General features: G+C 68.5%; 24 protein-coding genes and 2 pseudogenes. 9 read left to right on the forward strand and 17 right to left on the reverse strand.

Annotated features, from left to right (window positions below; genetic code table 11):
- Positions 1-189: 189 nt before the first annotated feature.
- Complete coding sequence (locus ACQ86G_RS28010) at positions 190-864, forward strand: hypothetical protein (RefSeq protein WP_431258323.1); 675 nt, start codon at positions 190-192, stop codon at positions 862-864.
- A 78-nt stretch (positions 865-942) separates the two neighbouring features.
- Here ACQ86G_RS28010 and ACQ86G_RS28015 read toward each other — a convergent pair whose 3' ends face one another.
- The 3 genes from ACQ86G_RS28015 to glk (ACQ86G_RS28025) all read right to left on the reverse strand — a co-directional run bounded on the left by ACQ86G_RS28015 (position 943) and on the right by glk (ACQ86G_RS28025) (position 5,074).
- A complete protein-coding gene (locus ACQ86G_RS28015) occupies positions 943-2,661 on the reverse strand; it encodes a TonB-dependent receptor (protein ID WP_431258324.1) in 1,719 nt (572 codons plus the stop codon).
- Positions 2,574-3,740 carry a TonB-dependent receptor plug domain-containing protein gene (locus ACQ86G_RS28020; RefSeq protein ID WP_431258325.1) on the reverse strand — a complete coding sequence of 389 codons (1,167 nt, stop codon included), beginning with the start codon at positions 3,738-3,740 and terminating at the stop codon, positions 2,574-2,576. Before ACQ86G_RS28020 ends, ACQ86G_RS28015 begins: the two co-directional genes overlap by 88 nt.
- Positions 3,741-4,072: 332 nt before the next feature.
- Positions 4,073-5,074 carry a glucokinase gene (gene glk / locus ACQ86G_RS28025; RefSeq protein ID WP_431258326.1) on the reverse strand — a complete coding sequence of 334 codons (1,002 nt, stop codon included), beginning with the start codon at positions 5,072-5,074 and terminating at the stop codon, positions 4,073-4,075.
- 330 nt (positions 5,075-5,404) lie between these two features.
- On the opposite strand from glk (ACQ86G_RS28025), the pseudogene glk (ACQ86G_RS28030) reads away from it, so the two are divergent.
- Positions 5,405-6,193: pseudogene (gene glk / locus ACQ86G_RS28030) on the forward strand (glucokinase); the annotation flags it as partial.
- A 115-nt stretch (positions 6,194-6,308) separates the two neighbouring features.
- Complete coding sequence (locus ACQ86G_RS28035) at positions 6,309-7,319, forward strand: SIS domain-containing protein (protein ID WP_431258327.1); 1,011 nt, start codon at positions 6,309-6,311, stop codon at positions 7,317-7,319.
- A 23-nt stretch (positions 7,320-7,342) separates the two neighbouring features.
- On the opposite strand, the gene ACQ86G_RS28040 is transcribed toward ACQ86G_RS28035, so the two are convergent.
- From ACQ86G_RS28040 to ACQ86G_RS28060, 5 genes and pseudogenes are all read right to left on the reverse strand, one after another.
- Positions 7,343-8,056 (reverse strand): FAD-dependent oxidoreductase, encoded by a 714-nt coding sequence (locus ACQ86G_RS28040; RefSeq protein WP_431261554.1) that lies wholly within the window; start codon positions 8,054-8,056, stop codon positions 7,343-7,345.
- Positions 8,057-8,151: 95 nt separating this feature from the next.
- Positions 8,152-8,550 (reverse strand): annotated as a pseudogene (locus tag ACQ86G_RS28045) (FAD-dependent oxidoreductase); the annotation flags it as partial.
- The gene (locus ACQ86G_RS28050; RefSeq protein ID WP_431258328.1) at positions 8,510-10,234 is read right to left on the reverse strand and encodes a putative 2-aminoethylphosphonate ABC transporter permease subunit; all 1,725 of its coding nucleotides are present in this window, start codon (positions 10,232-10,234) and stop codon (positions 8,510-8,512) included. The gene ACQ86G_RS28050 and the pseudogene ACQ86G_RS28045, both read right to left, overlap by 41 nt.
- A complete protein-coding gene (locus tag ACQ86G_RS28055) occupies positions 10,231-11,289 on the reverse strand; it encodes an ABC transporter ATP-binding protein (protein WP_431258329.1) in 1,059 nt (352 codons plus the stop codon). The genes ACQ86G_RS28050 and ACQ86G_RS28055 overlap by 4 nt, the downstream gene beginning before the upstream one ends.
- A gap of 77 nt (positions 11,290-11,366) precedes the next feature.
- The gene (locus ACQ86G_RS28060; RefSeq protein ID WP_431258330.1) at positions 11,367-12,458 is read right to left on the reverse strand and encodes a putative 2-aminoethylphosphonate ABC transporter substrate-binding protein; all 1,092 of its coding nucleotides are present in this window, start codon (positions 12,456-12,458) and stop codon (positions 11,367-11,369) included.
- Positions 12,459-12,574: 116 nt separating this feature from the next.
- On the opposite strand from ACQ86G_RS28060, the gene ACQ86G_RS28065 reads away from it, so the two are divergent.
- From ACQ86G_RS28065 to ACQ86G_RS28075, 3 genes are read left to right on the forward strand one after another with little or no spacing between them, the layout of a single operon-like run.
- Complete coding sequence (locus ACQ86G_RS28065; protein ID WP_431258331.1) at positions 12,575-13,438, forward strand: LysR substrate-binding domain-containing protein; 864 nt, start codon at positions 12,575-12,577, stop codon at positions 13,436-13,438.
- Positions 13,439-13,493: 55 nt separating this feature from the next.
- Complete coding sequence (locus tag ACQ86G_RS28070) at positions 13,494-14,090, forward strand: hypothetical protein (protein WP_431258332.1); 597 nt, start codon at positions 13,494-13,496, stop codon at positions 14,088-14,090.
- A gap of 58 nt (positions 14,091-14,148) precedes the next feature.
- Positions 14,149-14,622, forward strand: a complete 474-nt coding sequence (locus tag ACQ86G_RS28075; protein ID WP_431258333.1) for a hypothetical protein — start codon at positions 14,149-14,151, stop codon at positions 14,620-14,622.
- Between the two features lie 37 nt (positions 14,623-14,659).
- Here the strand turns inward: ACQ86G_RS28075 and ACQ86G_RS28080 are convergent, their stop codons facing one another.
- Together ACQ86G_RS28080 and ACQ86G_RS28085 are read right to left on the reverse strand one after the other, a co-directional pair.
- Positions 14,660-15,634, reverse strand: coding sequence for a tripartite tricarboxylate transporter substrate binding protein (locus tag ACQ86G_RS28080; RefSeq protein WP_431258334.1), 975 nt, complete (start codon positions 15,632-15,634; stop codon positions 14,660-14,662).
- Between the two features lie 144 nt (positions 15,635-15,778).
- The gene (locus ACQ86G_RS28085) at positions 15,779-16,708 is read right to left on the reverse strand and encodes a GlxA family transcriptional regulator (RefSeq protein ID WP_431258335.1); all 930 of its coding nucleotides are present in this window, start codon (positions 16,706-16,708) and stop codon (positions 15,779-15,781) included.
- A 235-nt stretch (positions 16,709-16,943) separates the two neighbouring features.
- Between ACQ86G_RS28085 and ACQ86G_RS28090 the strand changes: the two genes are divergently transcribed.
- Positions 16,944-17,276 carry a DUF3817 domain-containing protein gene (locus ACQ86G_RS28090; RefSeq protein WP_431258336.1) on the forward strand — a complete coding sequence of 111 codons (333 nt, stop codon included), beginning with the start codon at positions 16,944-16,946 and terminating at the stop codon, positions 17,274-17,276.
- Entirely contained in the window at positions 17,276-17,701 is a 426-nt protein-coding gene (locus tag ACQ86G_RS28095; protein WP_431261517.1) for a CopD family protein, read from the forward strand. The genes ACQ86G_RS28090 and ACQ86G_RS28095 overlap by 1 nt, the downstream gene beginning before the upstream one ends.
- Here ACQ86G_RS28095 and ACQ86G_RS28100 read toward each other — a convergent pair.
- Together ACQ86G_RS28100 and ACQ86G_RS28105 are read right to left on the reverse strand one after the other, a co-directional pair.
- Positions 17,691-18,548 carry a hypothetical protein gene (locus ACQ86G_RS28100; RefSeq protein WP_431258337.1) on the reverse strand — a complete coding sequence of 286 codons (858 nt, stop codon included), beginning with the start codon at positions 18,546-18,548 and terminating at the stop codon, positions 17,691-17,693. The genes ACQ86G_RS28095 and ACQ86G_RS28100 overlap by 11 nt on opposite strands.
- 157 nt (positions 18,549-18,705) lie before the next feature.
- Entirely contained in the window at positions 18,706-19,479 is a 774-nt protein-coding gene (locus ACQ86G_RS28105; protein WP_431258338.1) for a class II aldolase/adducin family protein, read from the reverse strand.
- Between the two features lie 129 nt (positions 19,480-19,608).
- Between ACQ86G_RS28105 and ACQ86G_RS28110 the strand changes: the two genes are divergently transcribed.
- Complete coding sequence (locus ACQ86G_RS28110) at positions 19,609-20,508, forward strand: LysR family transcriptional regulator (protein ID WP_431258339.1); 900 nt, start codon at positions 19,609-19,611, stop codon at positions 20,506-20,508.
- Here the strand turns inward: ACQ86G_RS28110 and ACQ86G_RS28115 are convergent.
- From ACQ86G_RS28115 to ACQ86G_RS28135, 5 genes are all read right to left on the reverse strand, one after another.
- Positions 20,501-21,493, reverse strand: coding sequence for an alpha/beta fold hydrolase (locus ACQ86G_RS28115; RefSeq protein WP_431258340.1), 993 nt, complete (start codon positions 21,491-21,493; stop codon positions 20,501-20,503). The two genes, ACQ86G_RS28110 and ACQ86G_RS28115, sit on opposite strands and share 8 nt — an antisense overlap.
- Positions 21,494-21,546: 53 nt before the next feature.
- The gene (locus tag ACQ86G_RS28120; protein ID WP_431258341.1) at positions 21,547-21,681 is read right to left on the reverse strand and encodes a hypothetical protein; all 135 of its coding nucleotides are present in this window, start codon (positions 21,679-21,681) and stop codon (positions 21,547-21,549) included.
- Between the two features lie 11 nt (positions 21,682-21,692).
- The gene (locus ACQ86G_RS28125) at positions 21,693-22,112 is read right to left on the reverse strand and encodes a hypothetical protein (RefSeq protein ID WP_431258342.1); all 420 of its coding nucleotides are present in this window, start codon (positions 22,110-22,112) and stop codon (positions 21,693-21,695) included.
- Positions 22,112-22,306 carry a hypothetical protein gene (locus ACQ86G_RS28130; RefSeq protein WP_431258343.1) on the reverse strand — a complete coding sequence of 65 codons (195 nt, stop codon included), beginning with the start codon at positions 22,304-22,306 and terminating at the stop codon, positions 22,112-22,114. The genes ACQ86G_RS28125 and ACQ86G_RS28130 overlap by 1 nt, the downstream gene beginning before the upstream one ends.
- Before the next feature lie 331 nt (positions 22,307-22,637).
- Positions 22,638-23,831, reverse strand: coding sequence for an acyl-CoA dehydrogenase (locus ACQ86G_RS28135; protein ID WP_431258344.1), 1,194 nt, complete (start codon positions 23,829-23,831; stop codon positions 22,638-22,640).
- Between the last annotated feature and the right edge of the window lie 79 nt (positions 23,832-23,910).

Genomic DNA, 23,910 nt, shown 5'->3' on the forward strand with positions numbered 1-23,910 from the left:
CAGTGAAGGGAAGTCGATGTGGATCTGGCCCGTGCCAAATATCAGGGGAAGCGATCCAATGTACGCTTGGCCTCGATCGGCGCCTGCATGGCCTTCTAAGGCAAGTCCATGGAGGGCTGGCATGCCCGACCCCATGGGGCAAGCCACCGGCAGCGCGCCGCCACCGCCCACGGACGGAGACTGGAGACCATGCATCAGGAAGCCGCCCCGATCACGCGGGCACGACTCACAGGTCGCAAGACCGCCGGACTGGTGGCGCTGGCGCTGGGTGCCTCGTTCACGCCGGCGCTGCGGGCCCAGTCGCTCGACGACCTGCGCCATCAATTCGAAGCGCCCGCCAAGGCCAAGGACTGGCCGGCGGCCGAGGCCGTGGCGCGGCAGATGGTGGCGCAGTCGCAGAGCAACGCCGCCGACTGGCGGCAGTTGGCGCGCGCGCTCACGGCGCAAGGCAAGACCGCCGAGGCCTTCGAGGCCAGGCAGGAGCTCCTCAAGCGCCCCGGCGCCACGGGCAACGACCACAACAACGTCTGCTGGTCCCTGCTGGAACGGAATCAGCCGCTCCAGGCTCGTCCGTCGTGCCAGACGGCCGCGGCGCTGGACCCCACCCATATGAATGCGCTGGTGAACGTGGGCCACAGCTACCTGCTGGCCTCTGAGCCGGCGCAGGCCAACGACTGGTATCGCCGCGCGCTGAACTACCTGCAGAACGAGCAGGACCTCCGCGAAGGGCCGCTGTACGACCTCGACCTGTTCATCAGGAACGGCTGGGCGGTCGCCGATGCACGGGCGGCCAGACAATGGTTCGAGCAGGCCTGGTCTGCCCTGCCGGCCTCGCGTCGACCGCACGGCATGGCCAAGGAATGAAGCCCCGCCCGGCTCACGCCGGACGGGGCTTCCTCTCCTTGAACCCGACCCTGCCGGGTCCGTCGGTTCAGGCGTTCATCAGAACTTGTACGTCGCGCCGAGCAGGAACGTCCGGCCCCACTTGATGTACTCCAGCGGCCGGTCCTTCGTCTGCGCATAGGTGCGGTAGGCCTGGTCGGTCAGGTTGTTGACCTGCGCCAGCAGGCCCAGTCCCTTCAGCGACCCCTCGGTGAAGTTGTAGCCGATCTGCGCATCCACGATGCTCTCGCCGACCACGTAACGCAGCGTGCGCGCGCCGTTGAAGTTGCCGATCTCGCCGATGAAGTCCGAGCGCTTGCGCTGGCTGACGCGGAACTCGAAGCCGTTGGCCTCGTAGTACGCGGTCAGGTTGTACACGCGCTTGGACAGGCCCGGCAGCGAGATCGGTCCGTTGCCCACGCTGTTCGCGCTGTCCGGATCCAGGATCGTGATGTTGCTGCTGTTGAAGGTCGCGCTGGCCGACAGGCCGAAGCCCTTCAGCGCCGGGCTCACCAGATCCAGCGGCAGCGACGCCGTCAGCTCCACGCCCCGCAGCTGACCGCCCTGGCCGTTCTGCGGCGCGGAGAAGGTGCCCGTCGGCAACGCCTGCGGCTGCCCCGGCTGCGGCACGTAATCCGCCACGAAGCGCGAGAAGTCGTAGTTGTCGACCGTCTGCTTGTAGATGTAGCTGCGCAGGTCCTTGAAGTAGCCCGCCACCGCCACGTAGGCCTTGTTGCCGAAGTACTTCTCCCAGGACAGGTCGACCGCGTTCGCGCGCCACGGATCCAGCGTCGGGTTGCCGCCCTTCGCGCCGGGCTTGCCGGTCGCGCCGTCGACGCCGAACTCGATGCCGGCGTTCAGTTCCTCGACACGCGGACGCGCCATCTGCTTGGCCAGCGCGAAACGCAGGGTCTGGTCATTCGCCAGCTGCCACGACAGGTTCAGCGAGGGCAGGTAATCGGTGTAGGTCTTGCCGCCGTTGATCGGCTTCACGCCGCCGTTGCGGTTGTTCAGCGTCGCATCCCAGTAGTTGGACTGCGAGGACTGGTCGGTGTTCACCACCTGCAGCCCGATGTTGCCGCGCATCGGGATGCCGAAGGTCGACGAGTCGATGTTGGCCTTCAGGAAGGCCGTCGTGCTCTTCTCCTTCACGTCCCAGGCCTTGGGGATGAGGTAGTTCAGCGATTCCGTCGGCTGGAAGGACATGTAGCGGCCGACCGCGCCCGGCACGTTCCAGGCCGGGATCAGCCCCAGACCCGCGAAGCTCAGGTCGACCGGGCTGTACTGGAACTCCTCGCCGACCGGGGTGTACTTCGTGTTGTCGATCGTGATGCTGCCTTCCGGCTGGCGCTTCTTCTTCGAGCGGTCCGCGTAGTTCAGGCCCGCCTCGAAGTCGGAGAACCAGCCCGACAGCGACTCGGGCGCGGGCAGGTTGCCGACCAGCTTGAAGCCGCTCAGGTCGTCCTTGACGCTGGGCACCTTGCCGTAGCCCGAGCCGTAGATCGTGTCCTGCAGGAACAGCAGCTTGGGATCCGAGTAGCTGAGTCCCGGCGCGAACTGCGAGAAGTCGCCGGTCTTGAACGTCAGGCCGACGTTGTCCACCGGCCAGACGCCTCCAGCGCGGCTGAACTGGGTGTTGTTCTCGAGAACGAGTTCCTTGCGCGTGGCGCGCGAATAGTTGACGTCGGCCGTCAGCGAGAGGCCGCTCTCGAACTTGAGCTTGTTGTTCCAGCCCGCGGCGACGATCTTGTCGTCGCGCTTGTTGTACATGCCGCGCACCAGCGGATACGCGTTGAGCAGCGTGCCGCCGGTCTGCGTGCCGTTGGCGTTGATCGTCGGGTTGGACCAGCCCAGCTTGGGCGGGGGTTCGCATCATCGGCACCGTTCCAGCTCGTGCTCATTTCGAACTGGTTGGCCGTATCGACCTGCTTGGCCCGGCTCCAGAAGCCGTCGACGACGCTGGTCCAATTCTTGTTGGGGCGGAACTCGATCGTGCCCATCAGCGCGTCGCGCTCGGTCCGGCCGGTGCGGCGCAGCGCCTTGATGCCGCCGGAGTTGTAGGTGCCCGTCGGCAGCCCGGTGCGGGGTGACTGGTCCCAGGGTTCGTACAGGCCGACCTGCTCTTCCTGGACCGGTGTCTCCTGGTGCGCGTAGCCCAAGGACACGCCGACGGTCCGGTCGGCGAACTGGTCGATGTAGCTGGCGCTCAGGCGGTTGCCCGTGGCGCTCTCGTTGGCGGCGCGGCCCAGCGAGTTGCGCTGGCCGCGCGCGTTCAGCGTCACCACGCGGGTGCTGAAGTTGAGCGGACGGACCGTCTGCATGTCGATCGTGCCCGACAGGCCCTGGCCCACCAGGTCCGCATACGGCGTCTTGTAGACGACCACGCCGCTCAGCAGCTCGGACGGGTACTGGTCGAACTCGACGCTGCGGTTGTCGCCGGTGGAGACGATCTCGCGGCCGTTGAGCAGCGTGGTCGCGAAGTCGGGCGACAGGCCGCGGACCGAGATCACCTGCGCGCGGCCGGCCACGCGCTGGGCCGAGAGGCCCGGCAGGCGCGCGATCGATTCGGCGATGGAGACGTCGGGCAGCTTGCCGATGTCTTCGGCCGACACAGCTTCGACGATGGCGTCGGCGTTCTTCTTCACCGAGATCGCGGCCTCGATGCCGCGGCGGATGCCGGTGACGGTCACGGTTTCCAGCTGGCGGTCGGCGGCGGCCTTCTCCGCGGCGGCCTTGTCGGCCTCGGTCTGGGCCTGCTGCGCGTGCGCGGCGCCGGCCATCAGGGCCAGCGTCATCAGGCAACCGGCAGCGACCGGCTGCACCCGGAACAACTCGCGCGAGGCGTTCGATGTCTTCATCTCTTTGTCTCCTGTAGCTCTTGCTGTTCTTGAGCACCCGTCGGTGCCCGGCTTCGGCTCGCCCTGCGGGGAACTGCGATCTGGAGGTTCACGTGGCAGGGACGACGGAACCCAACGTTCGAAAAGAATTCTGTACTAAAACTAGATCACGAACCAAGCCCTCGCAAACCCTGGACGACCGATACAGCGCGCTTCATGGTGGAAAAACGACGAAGTTACCCCGGGTTTCTACGAATAAAACTGCAAATTAGGGAGGAGAAATGAAAAACGGCGGCCACTCGGGCCGCCGTTCAAAAGGCGTTATGTAGCTTGACTACAACCTTGCTGACCCTTCAGCGCACCGACTGCTCCAGCGCGAAGGCCGCGCCCGCCAGCGCGGTCAGCGTGTCGGTGATGAGCACGCAGGGGACCGACGCCAGATAGGGCGTGAAACGCCCCTTGGCCTCGAAACTCGCCCGGAAGGACGATTGGAAGAAGCGCTCGCCCAGCCGCGGCACGATGCCGCCGCCGATGTAGACGCCGCCCCGCGCCCCCAGCGCCAGCGTGACGCTGCCGGCGAAGCTGCCCAGGAAGGCACAGAACTGGTCCATGGTCTTGGCGCAGATGGCATCGCCGGACAGCGAACCCTCGACGATCTGCTCCGCCGTCAGCCGCGGAGCCGACGGCTGGCCGGCGACCGCGGCCACCGCCGCATGCAGCGTCGGCAGGCCGACGCCCGACAGGAAGCGCTCGGCGGAGACATGCGGGAACTCCTGGCGCGCGGCGGCCAGCAGCGCGCTCTCGTAGTCGTTGGTCGGCGCCAGGGTCATGTGGCCGCCCTCGCCCGCCAGCGCGACCCAGCCGCCGGAGGTCTCGATCACGCCGCCGACACCCAGGCCGGTGCCCGGGCCGATCACCGCCAGCGTGCCGCGTGGCGACGCCAGGGCCGGACCCGGGACCGCCGCGACCTGGTCCGCCCGCAGGCCCGGCAGCGACAGCGCCAGCGCCTCGAAGTCGTTCAGCAGCCGCAGCTCGTCCAGCCCCAGTTCAGCCTGCAGCTGGCTGCGCGAGAAGGTCCAGTGGCTGTTGGTCAGCTCGATGCGGTCGCTGTTGATCGCCGTGGCCAGTGCCAGCGAGGCCCGTTTCGGACGCGCGCTCACGCCCAGGCCGGCGAGCTCCTTCAGATAGGCCTCGGCCGCGGCGCGCAGCGAGTCGTACTGCGCGACCGGCAGCTTGCGCACGTGCGCCACGGCCTGGCCGGGGCCGTCGACCCACGCGAAGCGGGCATTGCTGCCGCCGATGTCCGCCACCAGCCACGGATAACCCGCGGCGTTCACACCCTGATCTGCTTGCACTGTTCTTGTCCTGCTCTCTGACTGGGAATGCGCCGCCGAGGCACATCCGGGACCGCGTCCGCGGCGAATTTCCGCAAGGTAGCAAAACTACATGACCAGCACAAGAGAGATGTTGCCAAGGCGATCCAAGGTCACTTCTCCGGCGCTGTCGCAGTTTCGTGTCTCGCGTTCAATTGCTTGTCACTGAACGTTTTTTTCGTTCATCGATTGCAATTCTCGCCTGATTTCCACGCTGTAGTCACGCTACACACCCAAACGCCTGCGCCGCATCCCCCCGCTAGGGCGAACCCTTCCGGGTGGCTCGGGGCGGCGCGCCATAATCGCGGCTTCATGCGTGAATTCGACAGTCCCCGGCTCATCGCCGACATCGGCGGCACCTTCGCCCGCTTCGCCCTGGAAACCACCCCGGGAGAGTTCGAGCACATCGCCTTGCTGCGCTGCGCCGAGCATGCCGACTTCCATGCCGCGGTGCGGTCCTACATGGACCGGCTGCCGCGCCAGCTGAAGCCGGCGCACGCGGCGATCGCGATCGCCAACCCGGTCGAGGGCGACCAGGTGCGCATGACCAACTACCACTGGCAGTTCTCGATCGAGGAAGCGCGTCAGCGCCTCGGCCTGGACACGCTGGTCGTCGTCAACGACTTCACCGCGCTGGCGATGGCGCTGCCCCGCCTGCGCGGCAGCGAGATCCGCCAGATCGGCGGCGGCGAGGCGCGCCCGCACAGCGTGATCGGCCTGCTGGGCTCGGGCTCCGGCCTGGGCGTGTCGGGCCTGATCCCGGCCGGCGAGGGCTGGATCTCGCTCGGCTCCGAAGGCGGCCACACCAACTTCGCGCCGCGCGACGAACGCGAGATCGCGCTGCTGCGCTTCGCCTGGAACGAGTACGAGCACGTCTCCTTCGAGCGGCTGCTGTCGGGGCCAGGTCTCGAGCTGATGCATCGTGCGATGGCGGACTACCTGAAGCGTCCGTCGGAGCCGCTGACGGCGCCGGACATCACGGCGCGCGCGCTCGAGGCCGCCGACCCCGTCTGCGAAGCCACGCTGGACCTGTTCTGCACGCTGCTGGGCACCGCCGCGGCCAACCTGGCGGTGACGCTGGGCGCGCTGGGCGGCATCTACATCGGCGGCGGCATCGTGCCGCGGCTGGGCGAGTACTTCGACCGCCTCGCGCTTCCGCGAACGCTTCGAGGACAAGGGCCGTTTCTCCGACTACGTCACCGCGATCCCGACCTTCGTGATCACGGCCGAGCACGCCACCTTCAAGGGCGCGTCCGCGATCCTGGAGGCGCAGCTGCGCAGCCTGCAGACCAGCGGCGCCGCCTCGGCGATCGTCGGCCAGATCAGGCGCGCGCGCGACGGCCTCTCGCCGGCCGAGCAGCGCGTCGCGGACCACGTGCTGGCGCATTCGCGCAAGGTGCTGAACGACCCGATCGCCGAGATCGCCCGCGCGGCCAGCGTCAGCCAGCCGACGGTGATCCGCTTCTGCCGCTCGCTCGGATGCGAGGGCTTGTCCGACTTCAAGCTGCGGCTGGCCTCGGGCCTGACCGGCACGGTGCCGGTCAGCCACACGCAGGTGACGCAGGACGACTCGATGGTGGAGCTCGGCGAGAAGGTGCTGGGCAACACCGCGTCGGCGATCCTGCAGGTGCGCAGCCAGCTCAACCGCGACATGATCGACCGCAGCATCGAGCTGCTGCTGAACGCCACGCGGATCGAGTTCTTCGCGATCGGCCATTACGGCGTCGTCGCGCAGGACGCGCAGTTCAAGTTCCTGCGGCTGGGCGTGGCGTGCAACGCCTACGTCGAGCCGCGGCTGCAGCTGCTGGCGGCCCAGACGCTCAAGGCGGGCGACGTGGCCGTGCTGATCAGCAGCAGCGGCAAGCTGCCCGAGCTGATCGCGGTGGCCGACGCGGCGCGCGAGCGCGGCGCCCACGTGCTGGCGATCACCGCCAGCCAGTCGCCGCTGGCCAAGAAGGCCGACGCGGCGCTGATCGTCGATCACGTCGAGGATGTCGCCACCCACCTGCCGATGATCAGCCGCATCCTGCACCTGCTGGTGATCGACATGCTGGCGGTCGGCGTCGCGATGCGGCGCGACCACGCGGGGCCGGCCGGACTGGCGCTCGGCGCGGCGCATCCGGACCTCGACGAGACCGACGCGGACGGCCGACCGAGCGCACGCCGCGCCGCGCCCGGCATCAGCCTGGCCTCGCCGCTGGCGAAGCTGACGGCGCACAGCCGCTGAGATCGCGGCGGCGCACCGCCCGCTCACCACCCCGCCAGCACCTCCTCGGCCAGGCCGAACGCCGTGCTGGCACCGGTGCCGCTGGTGACCATCACCAACCGCGTGCGCTCGTCCGGCGCTTCCACCAGGCACGGCGCCGACGTGCTGACCGGATAGACGCCGGTCCAGCGCTCGACCACCGCCAGCGAGGGCAGCGCCAGCTGGCGGTGCAGTTCGTCGAGGATCAACCGGTCCACCGCCTCGCTGCCGAACGGCGGCAGCACCGGACCGTAGTGGTGCGAGTCGCCGACGACCAGCGTGCCGTCGGCGCTCTGCACCGCGATCAGGTGGATGCCATGGGCCAGCGCTTCATGGCGTTCGGCCGACAACCGCCGCAGCAGCGGCCGGGCCTCCGGCAGCGCCGAATAGCCTTCGTAGCGCACCAGGCTGAGATCGGCCATCAGGGCGGCGTTCAGACGGAAGCCCGACGGCGGACGCACGCGCAGCATCTGCAGCTGGCACAAGGACAGCGCGTACGGCGTCCAGCGGTCGGCGAAGAGGCCGTGCAACTCGGCGCCCGAGCAGACCGCGACACGTTCGGCGTGATAGGCCGCGCGTGACGTACGGACGTGCGGCGTCTCGATCTCGAGCACCGACTCGCCGAAGCGGAACTCGACGCCGTACCGTTCCGCGAGCCACGCGGCGATGCGCGGGATCGCGTCGCGTGATTCGACGCGCAGCTCGTGCGGGCTGTACAAGGCGCCGAGCAGGCGGTCGCCGTGCTCCCCCTCGCGCGCAGGCCCGGCTGACGCGCCGTCGCGCCGTCGGTGCCGAGGCGCTCGCAGCCCTCGCCCATCTCGGTGGCGAGGAAGGCGTCCAGCAGGGCCTCGGATTCTTCGCATCGCGCGGCCAGCAGCAGGCCGGCGTGCTCGATGCGCAGCCCGGCCTGGGGCGCGAGCTCGGCCCAGAGATCGCGCGAGCGTCTCGCACGGCGCCAGTGCGCGCCGCGTTGCTGGCCGGTGACGGTCACGAAGCCGAAGTTGCGGATGGACGCGCCGATGCAGGCCGCGTCGCGCTCGACGACGACGACGCGCCAGCCGCGCTTCGCGCCGGCCCAGGCATGGGCCAGGCCGACGATGCCGGCGCCGACCACGAGGAGGTCATGGGTCATGGAAAGGGGGCTGTTGAAAGAGGTTGGACGTCGGTGGGTACTACCGCGCGCGCCACCGCTGGGTGCGTTGGATGAGCACATGCCCGACCAGCCCGATGACGCCGCGTCCCACCGCCGCCGTGACGAACAGCAGCGTCGCCATCGCCGCGGCCGGTGCGGTATCCCCGGCGTCATCCATCGCCAGCACCGCGATCGCGGCCAGCGTGGTATCGGGCGAGTACAGGAACACCACCGCCGACACCGTCGTCAGCGCACTGACGAAGAAGTAGCCCGCCACCTGCACCAGCGTCGGGATCGCGATGGGCAGGTGCACGCGGCGCAGGTGCGTCCAGAACGGCAGGCCGAGCGATTCGGCGACGCGCTCGTATTCGGGATCGAGCTGGCGCAGCGCGCCGAGCTGCGTCAGGTGCGCGACCGAGTAGTAATGCGCCACCGTGCACAGCACCAGCAGCCCCAGCCCGCCATACCAGCCGCGCAGCGGGTTCCACGGCGCGTTGAAGAACAGGATGTAGCCCAGGCCGAGGGCAAGACCCGGCACCGCCATCGGCAGCGTCGCCAGCGCGTTGAGCACGCCGCGCGCGGCGACGAAGCCGCGCGGTTTGTCGACCAGCCAGGCCAGCAGGAAGCTCAGCGTCGCGCCGGCGAGCGCCGTCCATGCCGCCAGGCGCAGCGAGTTGCCGTAGCTGGCCCAGCCGCCGCCGTCGCTCATGTCGAACTGGTAGTGCGACAAGGTCGGCGCGAGCTGGTACGGCCAGTACTGCGCGAAGGAGGCGTACACCGCGATGCCGAAGACGCCGGCCAGTGCCACCGCGACCAGCGCGCAATACAGCAACGCGCCGAGGTCGCGCGCCGCGACCGGTGTCGGCACGTGCGGCACCGCGCGCAGGCTCAGCACGGCGCGCTGGCGGGCGCGCAGGCGCTGCTCCAGCACGAAGGCGCCCAGCGCCGGCAGGAGCAGCAGCAGCGCGACGACCGCGCCGCGGTCCAGCCGCTGCTGGCCGACGACCTCCTTGTAGATGTCGGTGGCCAGCATCGCGGTCTGCCCGCCGACGACCTTGGGCACGCCGAAGTCGGTCAGCACCAGCACGAACACGACCACCAGCGAGATCAGCAGCCCGTAGCGGCTGGCCGGCAGCGTCACCGTGCGGAACACGCGCCAGCCGCCGGCGCCCAGGCACCGCGCCGCCTCGATCGTGCGGGCGTCGCTGCTGGACAGCGTGGTGACGAGGATCAGCATCGCGTGCGGGAAGGTCCACAGCACCGAGCCCAGCACGATGCCGGCGGGGCCGTAGATGCTGTCGATGCCGAGCGCCTGCATCGGGCCCTTCAACAGGCCCTGGTTGCCGAAGGCGTAGACCAGTCCGATGGCCGCCAGCAGCGACGGCGCGAGCAGCGGCAGCAGCGCGAGCGCGCGCCACAGCCCCTTGGCCGGCACGGCCGTGTGCGTCAGCGCCCAGGCGTAGCCGTAGGCGAGCGCGACGCAGACGACGGCGGAGACACCCGAGAGCGCGACGCTGTTCCACAGCGCGCTCCAGCGGCCGGTCGAGAAGTACGCGACGAAGTGCGACGCGCCCACGAAACGCCCCTGCCCGTCGAGCACGCTCTGCGCCAGCAACGACATCAGCGGCAACAGGATGATCACCGTCAGCGTGACGAGCCCGGCGGCCAGCAGCGCGCGCAGCACCCAGGCTTCGAGCTGCCCGCGACGGAGTCGCGGAAGCGGCACCTGCGGCGCCCGGGACGCGCGGTCGAACACCAGGCTCACGCGGCCCTCCGCATCGACAGCGGCGCATCGAAGAGATGCAAGGCCTCGGCCGGCAGCCGCAGGCCGCGGACCTCGCCTTCGCTGAGCCCAGCGGCTTCGCCGCTCGGAAGTTCCATGGTCATCCCACCGCCCAGCACCTCGCAGCGCAGCAGCACCTGCGTGACCGCGCCGTGGAACTGCAGCGTCTCGATGCGGGCGCGCAGCATCGCGCCCTCCCCGTCCATCAGACGGATCGCCTCCGGTCGGATGCCCACGCGCACGACGCTGCCGGTCTTGTAGATCCGCGTGTCGCAGTCCAGCAGCGTGGTGCCGACGCGCACACGCCCCTCGGCGACGACCTGCCCGTCCATCCAGTTCATCCGGCCGACGAAGCCCGCCACCAGCGCGCTCGCCGGGCGGTCGTAGAGCTGGCGCGGTGCGCCCTGCTGCGCGATCTGGCCCTTGGCCAGCAGCACCACGCGGTCCGACATCGCCAGCGCCTCGTCCTGGTCGTGCGTCACCATCAGCGTCGTGATGCCCAGCCGCTGCTGCAACGCGCGGATCTCGGTGCGCAGTTCAAGCCGGACCTGCGCGTCGAGCGCCGACAGCGGCTCGTCGAGCAGCAGCAGCTTGGGCCCCGGCGCCAGCGCGCGGGCGAGCGCGACGCGCTGCTGCTGCCCGCCGGACAGCTGCGCCGGGAACTTGCCGGCCTGGTCGAGCAGGCCGACCAGCGCGAGCATCTCCTCGGCGCGGTCGGACGCCTCCTGCCGCGGCAGGTCGTCGAGGCCGTAGCGGACGTTCTCCCGCGCCGTCATGTTGGGGAACAGCGCATAGGACTGGAACACCACGCCGAAACGCCGCTGCGACGCGGGCCAGGCCGTGATGTCCAGGCCGTGCATCAGCACCTGGCCGGACTCGGGCGTCTCGATGCCGCAGACGATGCGCAGCAGCGTCGTCTTGCCGCAGCCCGACGGCCCCAGCAACGACACGAACTCCCCGGCGCGCAGGTCCAGGTCGATGCCTTGCAGCACCGTCTGCGTGCCGAAACGCTTGGTGATCTGGCGCAGATGCAGCATGGGGACGTCCGGTCTCGGGCTCAGGGGAGGATCACAGGCGGATCACAGGCGGATCACAGGCGGATCAGGGCGATGGATCACTTCTTCTCGGCCTTGGCCTCGTAGCGGCGCGACCACTCGGCGAGGATGCGGTCGCGGTTCGCGGCGGCCCAGTTGAAGTCGTTCTTCGCCAGCAGCTTGTCGAGGTCGGAGGGCACGAACTCCAGCTGCTCCTGCACCGAGGGCAGTGCCAGCACGGCGAAGTTCTTCGCATAGAGCTCATTGGCCTTGCGCGTCACGGACCAGTCGGCCAGCGCCTTGGCGGCGTCGAGCTTCTTCGTCGTCTTCATGACGGCGGTGGCCTCGACGTCCCAGCCCAGGCCTTCCTTCGGGAACACGATGTCGATCGGCGCGCCTTCCTTCTTGGTCTTGTTGGCGCGGTACTCGAAGGACAGCCCGACCGGGAACTCGCCGGCGCCGGCCTGGCGGCAGGGCTTGGAGCCGCTGTGCGTGTAGACGCCCATGTTCTGGTGCAGTGCGTCCATGAAGGCCCAGCCCTTGGCTTCGCCCATCATCTGCAGCCACGCGGAGACCATCAGGTAGCCGGTGCCGCTGGAGGCCGGGTGCGGCATCGTCAGCAGGCCCTTGTAGACGGGTTGGGTCAGGTCGGCCCAGGAGGTCGGCTTGGGCAGGCTGCGCTTCGCGGCCTCGGCGGTGTTGAAGCACACGGCCGAGGACCACAGGTCCATGCCGACCCAGGTCGGCTGCGGACGCGGGTCGCGCATCGTGGCGCGGACCTGCTCCAGCCCCTTGGGCGCGTACGACGCGAGCATCCCTTCCTTGTCCAGCAGCATCAGCGAGGTCGCCGCCAGGCCCCAGACGACGTCGGCCTGCGGGTTGGCCTTCTCGGCCAGCAGCCGGGCGGTGACGATGCCGGTGGACTCGCGGACGAACTTCAGCTCGATGGCGGGGTGGTCCTGCTCGAAGGCGGTCTTGTAGGCCTTGATCTGGTCGGCCTCGAGGGCGCTGTAGACCAGCAGCTCGGTCTTGCCTGGCGTTCCCTGCATGCCTTGGGCGTGGACCTCCGGGCTGGTGAGCGCGGCGATCGCGGCCAGGGCCAGCGCCGCGGCGGCGTGCAGGACGGTGGACAGGGGGCTCGACCGGGTGGTCGACAGGGACGTGATCGGCATGGGCGCTCCATCGGGCGGTGATCGATGGGGGACACTGTAGGAATGGCATATGTCATTGACGCGTCAAACGCCCCAAGTTCCCGGAAACCGGTATTGGCCGATTTGGGGGACCCGCGGTGCTCGTGAACCAGCTGAAGGCCTTCTTCGCGGTGGCGCGGCTGGGGTCGATCACGGGCGCGGCGAAGCAGCTGGGCCTGTCCCAGCCGACGGTGACGACGCAGATCCGCGCGCTGGAGGAGCAGTACGGGGTGGAGCTCTTCCACCGCGGCGGCGGGCGGCTGACCCTGAGCGACGCGGGCCGGCGGCTGATGCCGCAGGTGGACGCGCTGCTGCAGCAGGAGCTGGACATCGAGTTCGCGTTGCGCGATTCGGCCGAACTGCGCGGCGGCACGCTGCGGCTGGGCGCCACGGCGCCGTACTACACGCTGACGCTGGCGCAGCGCTTCAGGACGCGGCACCCGCGCGTGGACCTGAGCATCGCGGCCGGCAATTCACGGCAGATGGTGGACGCGCTGCTGGCCTACCAGGTGGACCTGGCGACCTCCAGCCACCTGGTGGACGACGCGCGGCTGCACCGTGTGGAGCTGGGCGCGGACCCGCTGGTGCTGCTGCTGCCGCGCGGCCATGCGCTGGCGCGGCGCGCGGCGGTGCCGCTGGCGGCGCTGGCGCAGGAGACGCTGCTGGTGCGGGAACGCGGCTCGATGACGCGCACGCTGAGCGAGCAGGCGCTGGACGCCGCAGGCGTGCGCCCGGCCGCGCAGATGGAGATCGCCAGCCGGGAAGCGCTGCGCGAGGCGGTCGTGCGCGGGCTGGGTCTCAGCATCTTCGCGGCGCATGAGACCGGGAAACACCCGGACCTGATCGCGCTGCCCTTCGAGCAGGAGATGCCGCTGGTGCGGGAGTACCTCTACTGCCTGCGCGAGCGGCAGGACGCCACGCTGGTGGCGGCGATGCTGGGCTGCGTGGGGGCGGAGGACTGAGACATCCCGCTCCCCTTGCGCAGATCTCCCGTTCACCGTGAAGCAGAATCGCCCGATGCGCATCCCCTCCCGCCGAATGCCGAAAGCCAGTCCCGAGTCGCCCTCCGGCTGGCCGCGGGTCGCTTCGTCCCTGGTGATGTGGGGCATCCCCCTGACCCTGACCGCCTGGTATCTCTGGCGTCTGGTTGAAGCGCCCGTTGCCGTCCTCACAGGCACCGTCGTGATCGCCGGCGCGTCGGCCGCGTGGTATTTCGGCTGGGGTCGTCCACAACTCAAGCGGACGGCAGCGGCTTTGCGCGGCCTAGCCGCCGCCCGCGCCGCTCAATCCATCTGCGAGTTCTCTCGCGACTTCGATCTCCGCGCCGTCGATTCGTGGGTCGTTCGCGCGGTCTACGAAGCGCTGCAGGATGAGATGGCCGTCGTTCACGGTCTGAAAGACTTCCCCATTCGAGCCGACGACCGGATGGTCGCCGACCTCCGCATCGATCCCGAGGAACTGGACCTGGACATTGTCGAGCGCGTTGCGAATCGCGCTTGCCGGTCGCTGGACGACTGGACCGCCAATCCCTTCCGCGACAAGACCGACACCGTGCGCGGGCTGGTGCTGTTCCTCAACGCCCAGCCGCTGGTCCGGCCGAAGGCGGCGGCGTAGATACTCGGCATCGGCGGTCGACCGCACCGCTCGCCCCGCCCACGGAACCTCTCCCCCGATGTCGATTCAACTCCGTCTCCCGGTCACGACCCTCGTGATCGGCGCGCTCAGCGCTGCGTTCTTCTTCTGGCTCGCCGCGGTGTCCGTCGCCACGGGCAAGCACCCAGCAGCGACGCTCGGCACCACGTTGTGCTTCGTCGCGCTCGGGCTGATGGCGCTGCCCATGGTCGCCGACTACTTCTTCGCCCGGCATCTGCTGTCCGACGACGCCATCGACTTCGGGCGCCGCTTCGGCGGGCGCGGCACGATGCGCTGGGCCGACGTGCGGCTCGTGCGTTTCTCGCCGACGATGAAGTGGTTCGTGCTCGAAGACCAGGCGGGCACCCGGGCGCGCGTGTCGACGAACCTCGGCGGTCTGCCGGAGTTCGCCCGGCTCGTGCTCGCCCACGTGCCGCCGGAGGCGATCGACAAGAAGACGCACAAGCTGCTCGTCGACGCCAGCGTCGGCCGCCGGCCGCGCGTGTGGCTCTGAACAGGGCAAGACCTGGCACGCGGGAGCGCGCGCCCGATCAATCCGCCGTGATCCCGCGCTCCTTCACGAGCTTGCCCCACTGCGGCAGTTCCTTCTCCAGACGGGCGCGCGCCTGCGCCGCCGTCGACGGCGTGGCCTCGAAGCCTTCCTTGGCCATCCGGTCCTTGACCGCCTGCGAGGTCAGCACGGCGTGCAGCGTCGCGTTCAGCTTGTCGATGACGGGCCGCGGCGTGGCGGCGGGCGCGAATACCATGAACCAGGTCTCGAAGGAGTAACCGGGAACGCCGGCCTCGGCGATCGTCGGCACGTCGGGCATCAGCGGCGAGCGCTTCGGGCCGGTCACGCCCAGCGCGCGCAGCTTGCCCGACTGCACATGCCCCTGCGCGGCCGACAGCACCGGGAAGGACATCTCGACCTGGCCGCCGATGGTGTCGCTCAACGCGGGACCGCCGCCGCGATAGGGGATGTGGACGATGCTCACGCCCGCCACCGCCTTGAACAGCTCCGCCGACATGTGGAAGGTGCTGCCCGTGCCCGCCGACGCGTAGGAGAGCTTGCCGGGACGGCTCTTGGCCAGTACGACCAGTTCCTTGACCGTCTTCGCCGGCACCTGTTCGTTGACCACGAGCACGTGCTGCGAGCTCGCGACCATGCCGATCGGTGCCAGGTCCTTGAGCGTGTCGTAGGGCATCTTCGGCGTGAGCGCCGGATTGATCGCGAGCGAGACCGTCTGCAGGCCGATCGTGTAGCCGTCGCCCGCGGACTTCGCGACCTCGGCCACGCCGACGTTGCCGCCCGCGCCGGCCTTGTTCTCGACCACCAGCGGCTTGCCGAGCGCCTTGCCCCATTCGTCCGAGATCAGCCGCGCGACGATGTCGGCGCTGCCGCCGGGCGCGTAGGGCACGATCAGGCGGACGGGGCGGTCCGGGTAGGTCTGCGCGAAGGCGCCCGCCGGCAGCATCGCCGCGGCCAGCGCGGCCGAGCCCGCCGCGATCAGGGATCTGCGATTCATCTTGTCTCCTGTGAGGCCCCGATCGTGCGCCGGGGTCCTCCGATGCTAGGTGCGACAGCGGCTCGCGGAATGTCGACCCGGATCATTCTTTCGTTCCTGGAGGTTATGAAAGCGCCGCCCGGCGGCACCGGCGGCACCGTCGCCTCACCGCGCGCCGAAGCTCTTGCGATAGGCACTCGGGCTGACGCCGGCGATGCGTTGGAACTGGCTGCGGAAATTCGCGGCCGATCCGAGGCCCACGGCCTCGACGATCTGCTCGATGCTCGCCGAGCCGGTCTCGAGCAGTTCCTGCGCCCGGCGCACCCGCGCCTGGATCAGCCATTGCACCGGCGCGACGCCGAACTGCTCCTGGAATCGCCGGTGCAGCGTGCGCGGACTGACGCAGCCCTGGTCCGCGAGTTCAGGCATCGAGATCGGACGGTGCAGTTGCTTCAGCGCCCAGGCGATCACCGGCTGCAGGTCGCGGTCCGGCGGCAGATCGGCGGGCTGGATGAACTGGGCCTGACCGCCCTCGCGCTGCAGCGGGACGACGGACAGCCGCGCCATGCGGGCCGCGACTGCCGTGCCGTAGTCGCCGCGCACCATGTGCAGGCAGAGGTCGATCCCGGCGGCGGCGCCGGCGGAGGTGAGGATCTGGCCGTTGTCGACGAAGAGCACCGAGGGATCGAGGTCGACCTCGGGATGGCGTTGCGCCATCAGGGAAGCGGCGGCCCAGTGCGTCGTCGCGCGCAGGCCGTCCAGCAATCCCGCCTGTGCGAGCACGAAGGCACCCGTGCAGATCGACGCGATCCGAGCGCCGCGCTCGGACGCGGCAACGAGTGCGCGCTTCACGGCGGGACTGATCGCCGTCGTCGGTGACTCGATGCCCGGCACGACGATGGTGTGTGCGCTCCTGAGTGTCGCGAGGCGGCGCTTCACGCCGATCGTGAAGCCGCCGGCGTCGATCTCGTCCTGCTCGGCGCAGACGGTGACCGTGTAGCCCCGTCGTCCGTCGTCCAGCACGGTGCGGCCGAACACCTCGCCAGCGATGGTCAGGTCGAACGGCACCACGCCGGGCAGAGCGAGCACGGCCACCTGGCGTTGGCCCTCACCCCCGCCCTCTCCCGCGTCGCGGGAGAGGGAGTTCGAGGCGACGAGCGAGCAGATCGTGAGGCAGGCATGGGAAGGAACTCCGGACATGAGACGTCGACGCTCCGGCATTCTCTTCGCCATTGTCTGAAAACAGTCGAATGAAGTCGATTCAGCCACTTTCGGTGAGGTCATCCGGTCGGAAGAATCCACGCTGTTCCTCGAACCTCCGGAGTTCCTGTTGCCTCATTCGTCCCGGTCCTACCCTCCTCGCCTCGACGCCCCTCCACGGCTCTCGACGCTCCGACGTCTGTGCCTGCTGGAGGCCTTCACGCTGCTGGCGCTGCTGCTGGTCGCGGTGCCGCTGAAGCACCTGGCCGGCCTGCCGACGGCCGTGTCGGTGATGGGTCCGGTGCACGGCATGGCCTTCCTCGTCTTCTGCTGGCAGCTCGCCCAGGCCGCGACGGAAGGGGCCGTCGACCGGCCGACCGCATGGCGACTGCTGCTCGCCGCCTTCATCCCGCTGGGCGGTCTCTACAGCTGGCGCATGCTGCGTCGCGGAGTCCCGACGTGATGTACCTCTGGCTCAAGGGACTGCACCTCGCGGCCGTGCTCACCTGGGTGGGCGGACTGGTGCTGCTGGGCGTGACGACGACCGCGATACGCCCTGCCGCGGCGGCGGTCCTGCTTCCACACGAGAAGCGCCTCGCCGCCACCGTGCTGCGGTGGGATCGCCGGGTGACCGCACCCGCGATGCTGGCCGCCTGGGCCCTGGGCATCGGGCTTGCGAGCTGGGGCGGCTGGTTCGGCGCGCTCTGGCTGAGCGCCAAGCTGCCGATCGTCGTGGGCCTGTCAGCCCTTCACGGCGTGCTGTCGGCGACGCTGCGCCGCCACGTCGAGCAGGCCGGCCGCGCAGCGCCGACCTGGCTCCGTCATGCGCCGCTCATCGCGGTCGTCGGCGTGGCCACGATCGCGCTGCTCGCGGTGGTCAAGCCTTGAGGTGCATCGCGGCACGTGCAGCACGTTCCTCCGACATGGCTTTGAAGACCCGCTGGATCACGTAGGCGTAATTGACCTTTGCATCGCGCGCAGTTTCCAGTTTCCGCGTGAGCACGAGAATCCTCGCCTGCAGTCTTGCGTACGTTTGGCTCTTCGAATCCAGAGGTCGAAGTCGCTCAGTCTGCCGCAGGATCTCCTCCTCGTAGGCGATCTTCATTCGGGGTAGCCAGAGTTCGATGTCGACGTGTTTCAGCAAGGCAGCCGCTGCATCCTCGGATGGCAGCTGGAAGCCGCTGCCCTTCCAGCTGAGCAGGCCGGTCGTGTCTTCGAACGTGCGTCGGAAGGTCTCGCAGAGGCCGATCTGGGAATGATGCTTCTCCACCACCCGATCGCCGACATTGAGCACCGAAGGATCCACATCCTCTTCCCAGAATTCTTCATTTGCCATGACCCCAAGACCAAAGCTCCGACAGGCCTCGGCAATGGCTTTCTGAGACTTGAACAGCGTGTGCCAGGCTTGACCGTTGGCCTGCAGCCCACACGGAAGGACGTGCGCATAGGGATTGGTTCGGGTACCACGACCGTTTTGCACTGCGGCGGGCGCGATGGCAATGCGAGGCGCTGAGTCGAACACGTTCTCCTGTGCAATCAGCGTCGCCAGGCCATAACCGAAATGCCATCGCTGCAGGTGTCCGCTCTTTCCGGCGAGCGCCGTCAAGTTGAGCGCGGGACACCAGGTGTTGTTCACCGTGTCGGCATTCGCGAGTTGCGATGCGCTGCCCATGATTCGGTTCTTGCTGACCGCGGACAAAACGCCGCCGAGCACCTTGGTCGCATGGACGGTCATGATGATTCCCCCTGGCTCCTGTTGGCCAAGTTGTACGAGCTTTTCGGCGACGAACGAATCCTCAGGATCAGGGACGGACAAGGAACGTGAATTGCCCTGGGCGCGGAGCTCTTCAGCGACGTCTCGACCGCATTGGGGCGACGCGAGCAGGTCCTTGTCAGACGTCGAAGCCAGGACACTGTCGCTGCGCCTGCCGCAGCAGCGTCGGCCACACGAAGGCCCCGCCGAGTCCGCCGGTCTGCACGCGCATCGATTCGGCCGTGCCGCGGATGATCTCGCCGTGCACCGGCGTCAACTCCACGCCACCGGCCTGCGCCGCGATCTGGATCTGGCAGGCGCTCTCGAAGGTGTACATCGACAGGAAGGCGTCGCCGATCGTCTTGCCGACGGTCAGCAGCCCGTGGTTGCGCAGGCAGTAGAAGATCTTGTCGCCGAGGTCGTTCTGCAGCCGCGGCTGCTCGTCGGGACGGATCGCAACGCCCTCGTAGTCGTGGTACGCGAGCGAGGCCAGCACGAAGGTCGACTGCTGCGAGATCGGCAGCACGCCGCCCCGCTGCGCCGACACCGCCACGCCGGCCCGCGTGTGCGTGTGCAGCACGCAGCCCACGTCGGGCCGCGCCGCATGGATCGCGGAATGGATGATGAAACCGGCCTGGTTCACCGGGAACGGCGTCTCCTGCAGCTTGTTGCCGGTGGCATCGACCTTGATCAGGCTGGAGGCCGTGATCTCGTCGAACATCAGGCCGTAGGGATTGATCAGGAACTCATGCGCATCGCCGGGCAGCCGCGCGCTGATGTGCGTGAAGATCAGGTCGCTCCAGCCGTAGCGCGCCACCAGCCGGTAGCAGGCGGCGAGGTCCACGCGCAGCTGCCATTCGGCGTCGCTGACCTGGCCCTTGAGCGAAGGGATGCGGGCGGTGATGTCGTCCATGGGCGTCTCCGGATCGCGCCGGACCATCGAACGGGGCCGGTCAGCGGCGGATCGTGCGCCAGGAGTCCGGGTGTCGATGTCGCATTCAGGACAGCGAGTCACCTCGACACGGCAGGTGACAATCCCCGCATGGATCAACTGCACTCGATGCGCGTCTTCGTCGCGGTGGCGGAGGTCGGCGGATTCGCCGGCGCGGCGCGCAAGCTCAATCTGTCGCCGGCGACGGTCACACGCGCCGTCCTCGACCTGGAGGAGCACCTGGGCGCGTCGCTGTTCACGCGCACGACACGGGTGGTGCGACTGACCGATGCCGGCTCGGGCTACCTCGAGGATTGCAAGCAGCTGCTGGGCGACCTGGCAGAGGCGGATGGCGCCGTCGCGAGCGTCCACGGCACGCCGCGCGGCCGCGTCACCATCACCGCGCCGGCCATGTTCGGCAACCTCTACATCGCGCCGCTGGTGACCGACTACCTCCGCCGCTTCACCGAGACCCAGGCGGTGTGCCTCTTCGTCGACCGGGTCGTCAACATGGACGACGAAGCGGTCGACGTGGCCGTGCGACTCGGCGAGCTGCCCGACTCGTCGCTGCAGGCCGTGCGCGTCGGCACGATCCGCCGCGTGCTGTGCGCGTCGCCGGACTACCTGGAACGCCGCGGAACACCGCAGCATCCCGAGGAGCTGGCCCGGCACACCATCATCTCCGCGACCGGCCTGACGCCCACCACCCGCTGGCACTTCGCCGAGCAGGACGAAGCCCGTGTCTACGAGCTCCGTCCCACGCTGATGACGACCACCAACGACGCGGCGATCACGGCCGCGGTGGGGGGCCTGGGCATCACGCGCCTGATGTCCTACCAGGTGCGCGAACCGCTGAGGGACGGCCGGCTGCAGACCCTCCTCTCCGCCTACGAGTCCGGGCCCGTGCCCATCCATGTGCTGCATCGGCAGGGCCGGCGCCCGAATGCGAAGGTGCGCGCGCTGCTCGACCTGCTGATCGAGCAGCTGCGCGCCGACCCGTCGCTCACTTGAGCCGGCGCGCCAGGAAGTCCCGCATCAGCGCGCCGATGGTGGCGCCGTCCTCCTCGAGCGCGAAATGCCCGGTGTCCAGCAGGTGCTGCTCCGCCTTGGGCAGGTCGCGCAGGTACGGGTGGGCGCCGGCGGCAGGGAAGATCTTGTCGTTCTTGCCCCAGACGATCAGCATCGGCGGCTGGTGCTTGCGGAAGTAGGCCTGCCACGACGGGTACAGCGGCGGGTTGGTGCCGTAGCTGTAGAACAGCTCGAGCTGGATGTCCTTGTTGCCCGGCCGGTCCATGTAGGCCTGGTCGACCGTCCACGCGTCGGGGCTGATGTGCTGCACGTCGCGCACGCCTTCGGTGTACTGCCACTTCGTGGCGGGCAGCTCGAAGTTCGGGCGCAGCGCCTCGCCGTTCGCGGTCGACTTGTCGGCCCAGTAGCGCTTGAGCGGCGCCCAGAAGTCGTTGTCGAGGCCTTCTTCATACGCGTTGCCGTTCTGGACGACGATCGCCGTGACGCGGTCCGGGTGCGCGGCGGCGAGCCGGAAGCCGACCGGCGCGCCGTAGTCCTGCACGTACAGCGCGTACTTCTTCGCACCGACAGCCACGGTGAACTTGTCGACCACCTTGGCCAGGTTGTCGAAGCTGTACTGGAACTTGTCCATCGGGGGCATGTCGCTCTGACCGTAGCCGGGATAGTCCGGCGCGATCACGCGGTAGCGGCCGGCCAGTTGCGGGATCAGGTTGCGGAACATCTGCGAGGACGTCGGGAAGCCGTGCAGCAGCAACAGCACCGGCGCGTCCTTCGGACCGGCCTCGCGATAGAAGACCTTGACGCCGTCGATGACGACGGTGCGGTACTGGATGTCCACGCTCGTCGACGCGAGGAGGGCGCTGTCGGTGGCAGCGGGCGCAGCGACGGCGACCTGCGCGGGGAACTGCGCAGCGACGGACACGGCGAAGGCGGCGCCGATGGCGCGGATGAGGCGGGAGGTATTCATTTGGACGGGCTCAGCAAAGAGTGGATGACGGGATTGATCGTCGTCCCGCCGCCTCACAAAGAGAATTCGAGCGCCGTCGAAAAGACCATTTCGGGAAATGCAATGGTGAGGGTCCGCGCCTCCCGTGCGGCGCTGGTCCGTTCCCGGAAAAACGCGACTGTCAATCGCCCTTCAATCAGTGCATCCATCGCGCTGACGCCTACTCGCCCAGGTACTTCAGCAGATTGGCCCAGAAGTTCAGCTTGCTACCAAACACCAGCACAACAAACAGGACCGAGATAGCCGCCGCAATCAGATTCGCGACAACGTTGGACCAGACCCTGGGCCAGAAGCCAAGCCTGCGCTCGATCTGTTTCAGTTGCCGCAAGTGATCGGCATCGGCATCGGCCAGCGCGTTGGCGAGCGATTGCTGAGCCATATCCTCCAGCATCGTCAAAGCCTCGGCACGATAGGCTTCGATCTGCGACGGCAGATTCATGCCAAGGACGAATCCATGCACATCCTCGTCAGGATGCGTCTTCATGAAGTCGACCTTGTCCGCCTTGTACAGCGCGTAGGCGATAAGACCGGCAAGGTCCTGGCGGTGATCGACAAAGGTTTGAAAGGTCTGGGGCAGCATCAAGCAGTGACTTTGGCTTTCGCCAACCACCGCTCGAATGCACTGTTTGCAGCCTTCAAGATCTCTTCCCGGCTGGGCATCAGCGCTCGCACAGCAGGCGAAGGCTCATAGTCCCGCCCGCGGGTCATCAGATGCTGATTCGCGCGCCTGATCGTATGAACGGTGATGTACTTGCGAGCGGCCGAGTTCTTCATGGAGGGCAATGCCACAGCCGCGAGGCTGCCGGAGTGTGGTGGGCGTGAACGGGTTTGGCAAACCTGAGGATTCCAGTCGTCCGAGGACGTTGGTCAGGCGAGGAAGCGATGCAGCTTCGCACCGGCGAAATGCTCGAACAATGACCCGTATCAGTAGCCGTTGCTGAAAGTCTTCACCCCTCCTGCATCGATGCTTCAACAGCCATGTCCCCAATCCGGGGGAATTGCCCAACCCATAGGCGGAAAGATGCGGATCTGCATCGTTCTGCACATGACTCGGGAACGAAAAAGGGCGCCGAAGCGCCCTTCCCTGCAGAGCAGACGCAGCGCCTCAGAACGCCGCGATCCCCGTCTGCGCACGCCCCAGGATCAGCGCGTGGATGTCATGCGTGCCCTCGTAGGTGTTGACCACCTCCAGGTTGACCAGATGTCTGGCGATGCCGAACTCGTCGCTGATGCCGTTGCCGCCCAGCATGTCCCGCGCCGTGCGCGCGATGTCCAGCGACTTGCCGCAGCTGTTGCGCTTCATGATGGACGTGATCTCCACCGCCGCCGTGCCCTCGTCCTTCATCCGGCCCAGCCGCAGGCAGCCCTGCAGGCCCAGCGCGATCTCGGTCTGCATGTCGGCGAGCTTCTTCTGCACCAGCTGGTTGGCCGCCAGCGGCTTGCCGAATTGCTGGCGGTCCATCGTGTACTGCCGCGCCGTGTGCCAGCAGAACTCCGCCGCGCCGAGCGCGCCCCACGCGATGCCGTAACGCGCGCTGTTCAGGCAGGTGAACGGCCCCTTCAGACCGCGCACATCGGGGAAGGCGTTCTCTTCCGGGCAGAAGACCTCGTCCATCACGATCTCGCCGGTGATCGACGCCCTCAGGCCCACCTTGCCATGGATGGCCGGCGCGCTCAGCCCCTTCCAGCCCTTCTCCAGCACGAAGCCGCGGATCTGCCCGCCGTCGTCCTTGGCCCAGACCACGAACACGTCCGCGATCGGGCTGTTGGTGATCCACATCTTGCTGCCGCTCAGCGCGTAGCCGCCGTCGACCTTGCGCGCGCGCGTCACCATCGAGCCCGGATCCGAGCCATGGTCCGGCTCCGTCAGGCCGAAGCAGCCGATCCACTCGCCGCTGGCCAGCTTGGGCAGGTACTTGCGCTTGGTCGCCTCGTTGCCGAATTCGTTGATCGGCACCATCACCAGCGAGCTCTGCACGCTCATCATCGAACGGTAGCCGCTGTCCACGCGTTCCACCTCGCGGGCGACCAGGCCGTAGCAGACGTAGTTCAGGCCGGCGCCGCCGTATTCCTCCGGGATCGTCGGGCCGAGCAGGCCCAGCTCGCCCATCTCGCGGAAGATCGCCACGTCGGTCTTCTCGTGCCGGAAGGCCTCCAGCACGCGCGGCGCCAGGCGGTCCTGGCAATAGGCCGCCGCGGCGTCGCGCACGGCGCGTTCGTCGTCGGTCAGCTGCTGATCCAGCAGCAGCGGATCGTCCCAGTGGAATGCGGCCTTCGCGGCCTTGGATGCGTGGCTCATGTGTCTCTTCCGTTCTTGAATGCGTGGAGGCTGGCGGTGCGCGCTGGCCGGAGGCCGTCGTGGACGGCGTGTCGGTATC

This window comes from Roseateles chitinivorans, from assembly GCF_050632145.1.
GTDB lineage: Bacteria > Pseudomonadota > Gammaproteobacteria > Burkholderiales > Burkholderiaceae_C > Roseateles > Roseateles chitinivorans_B.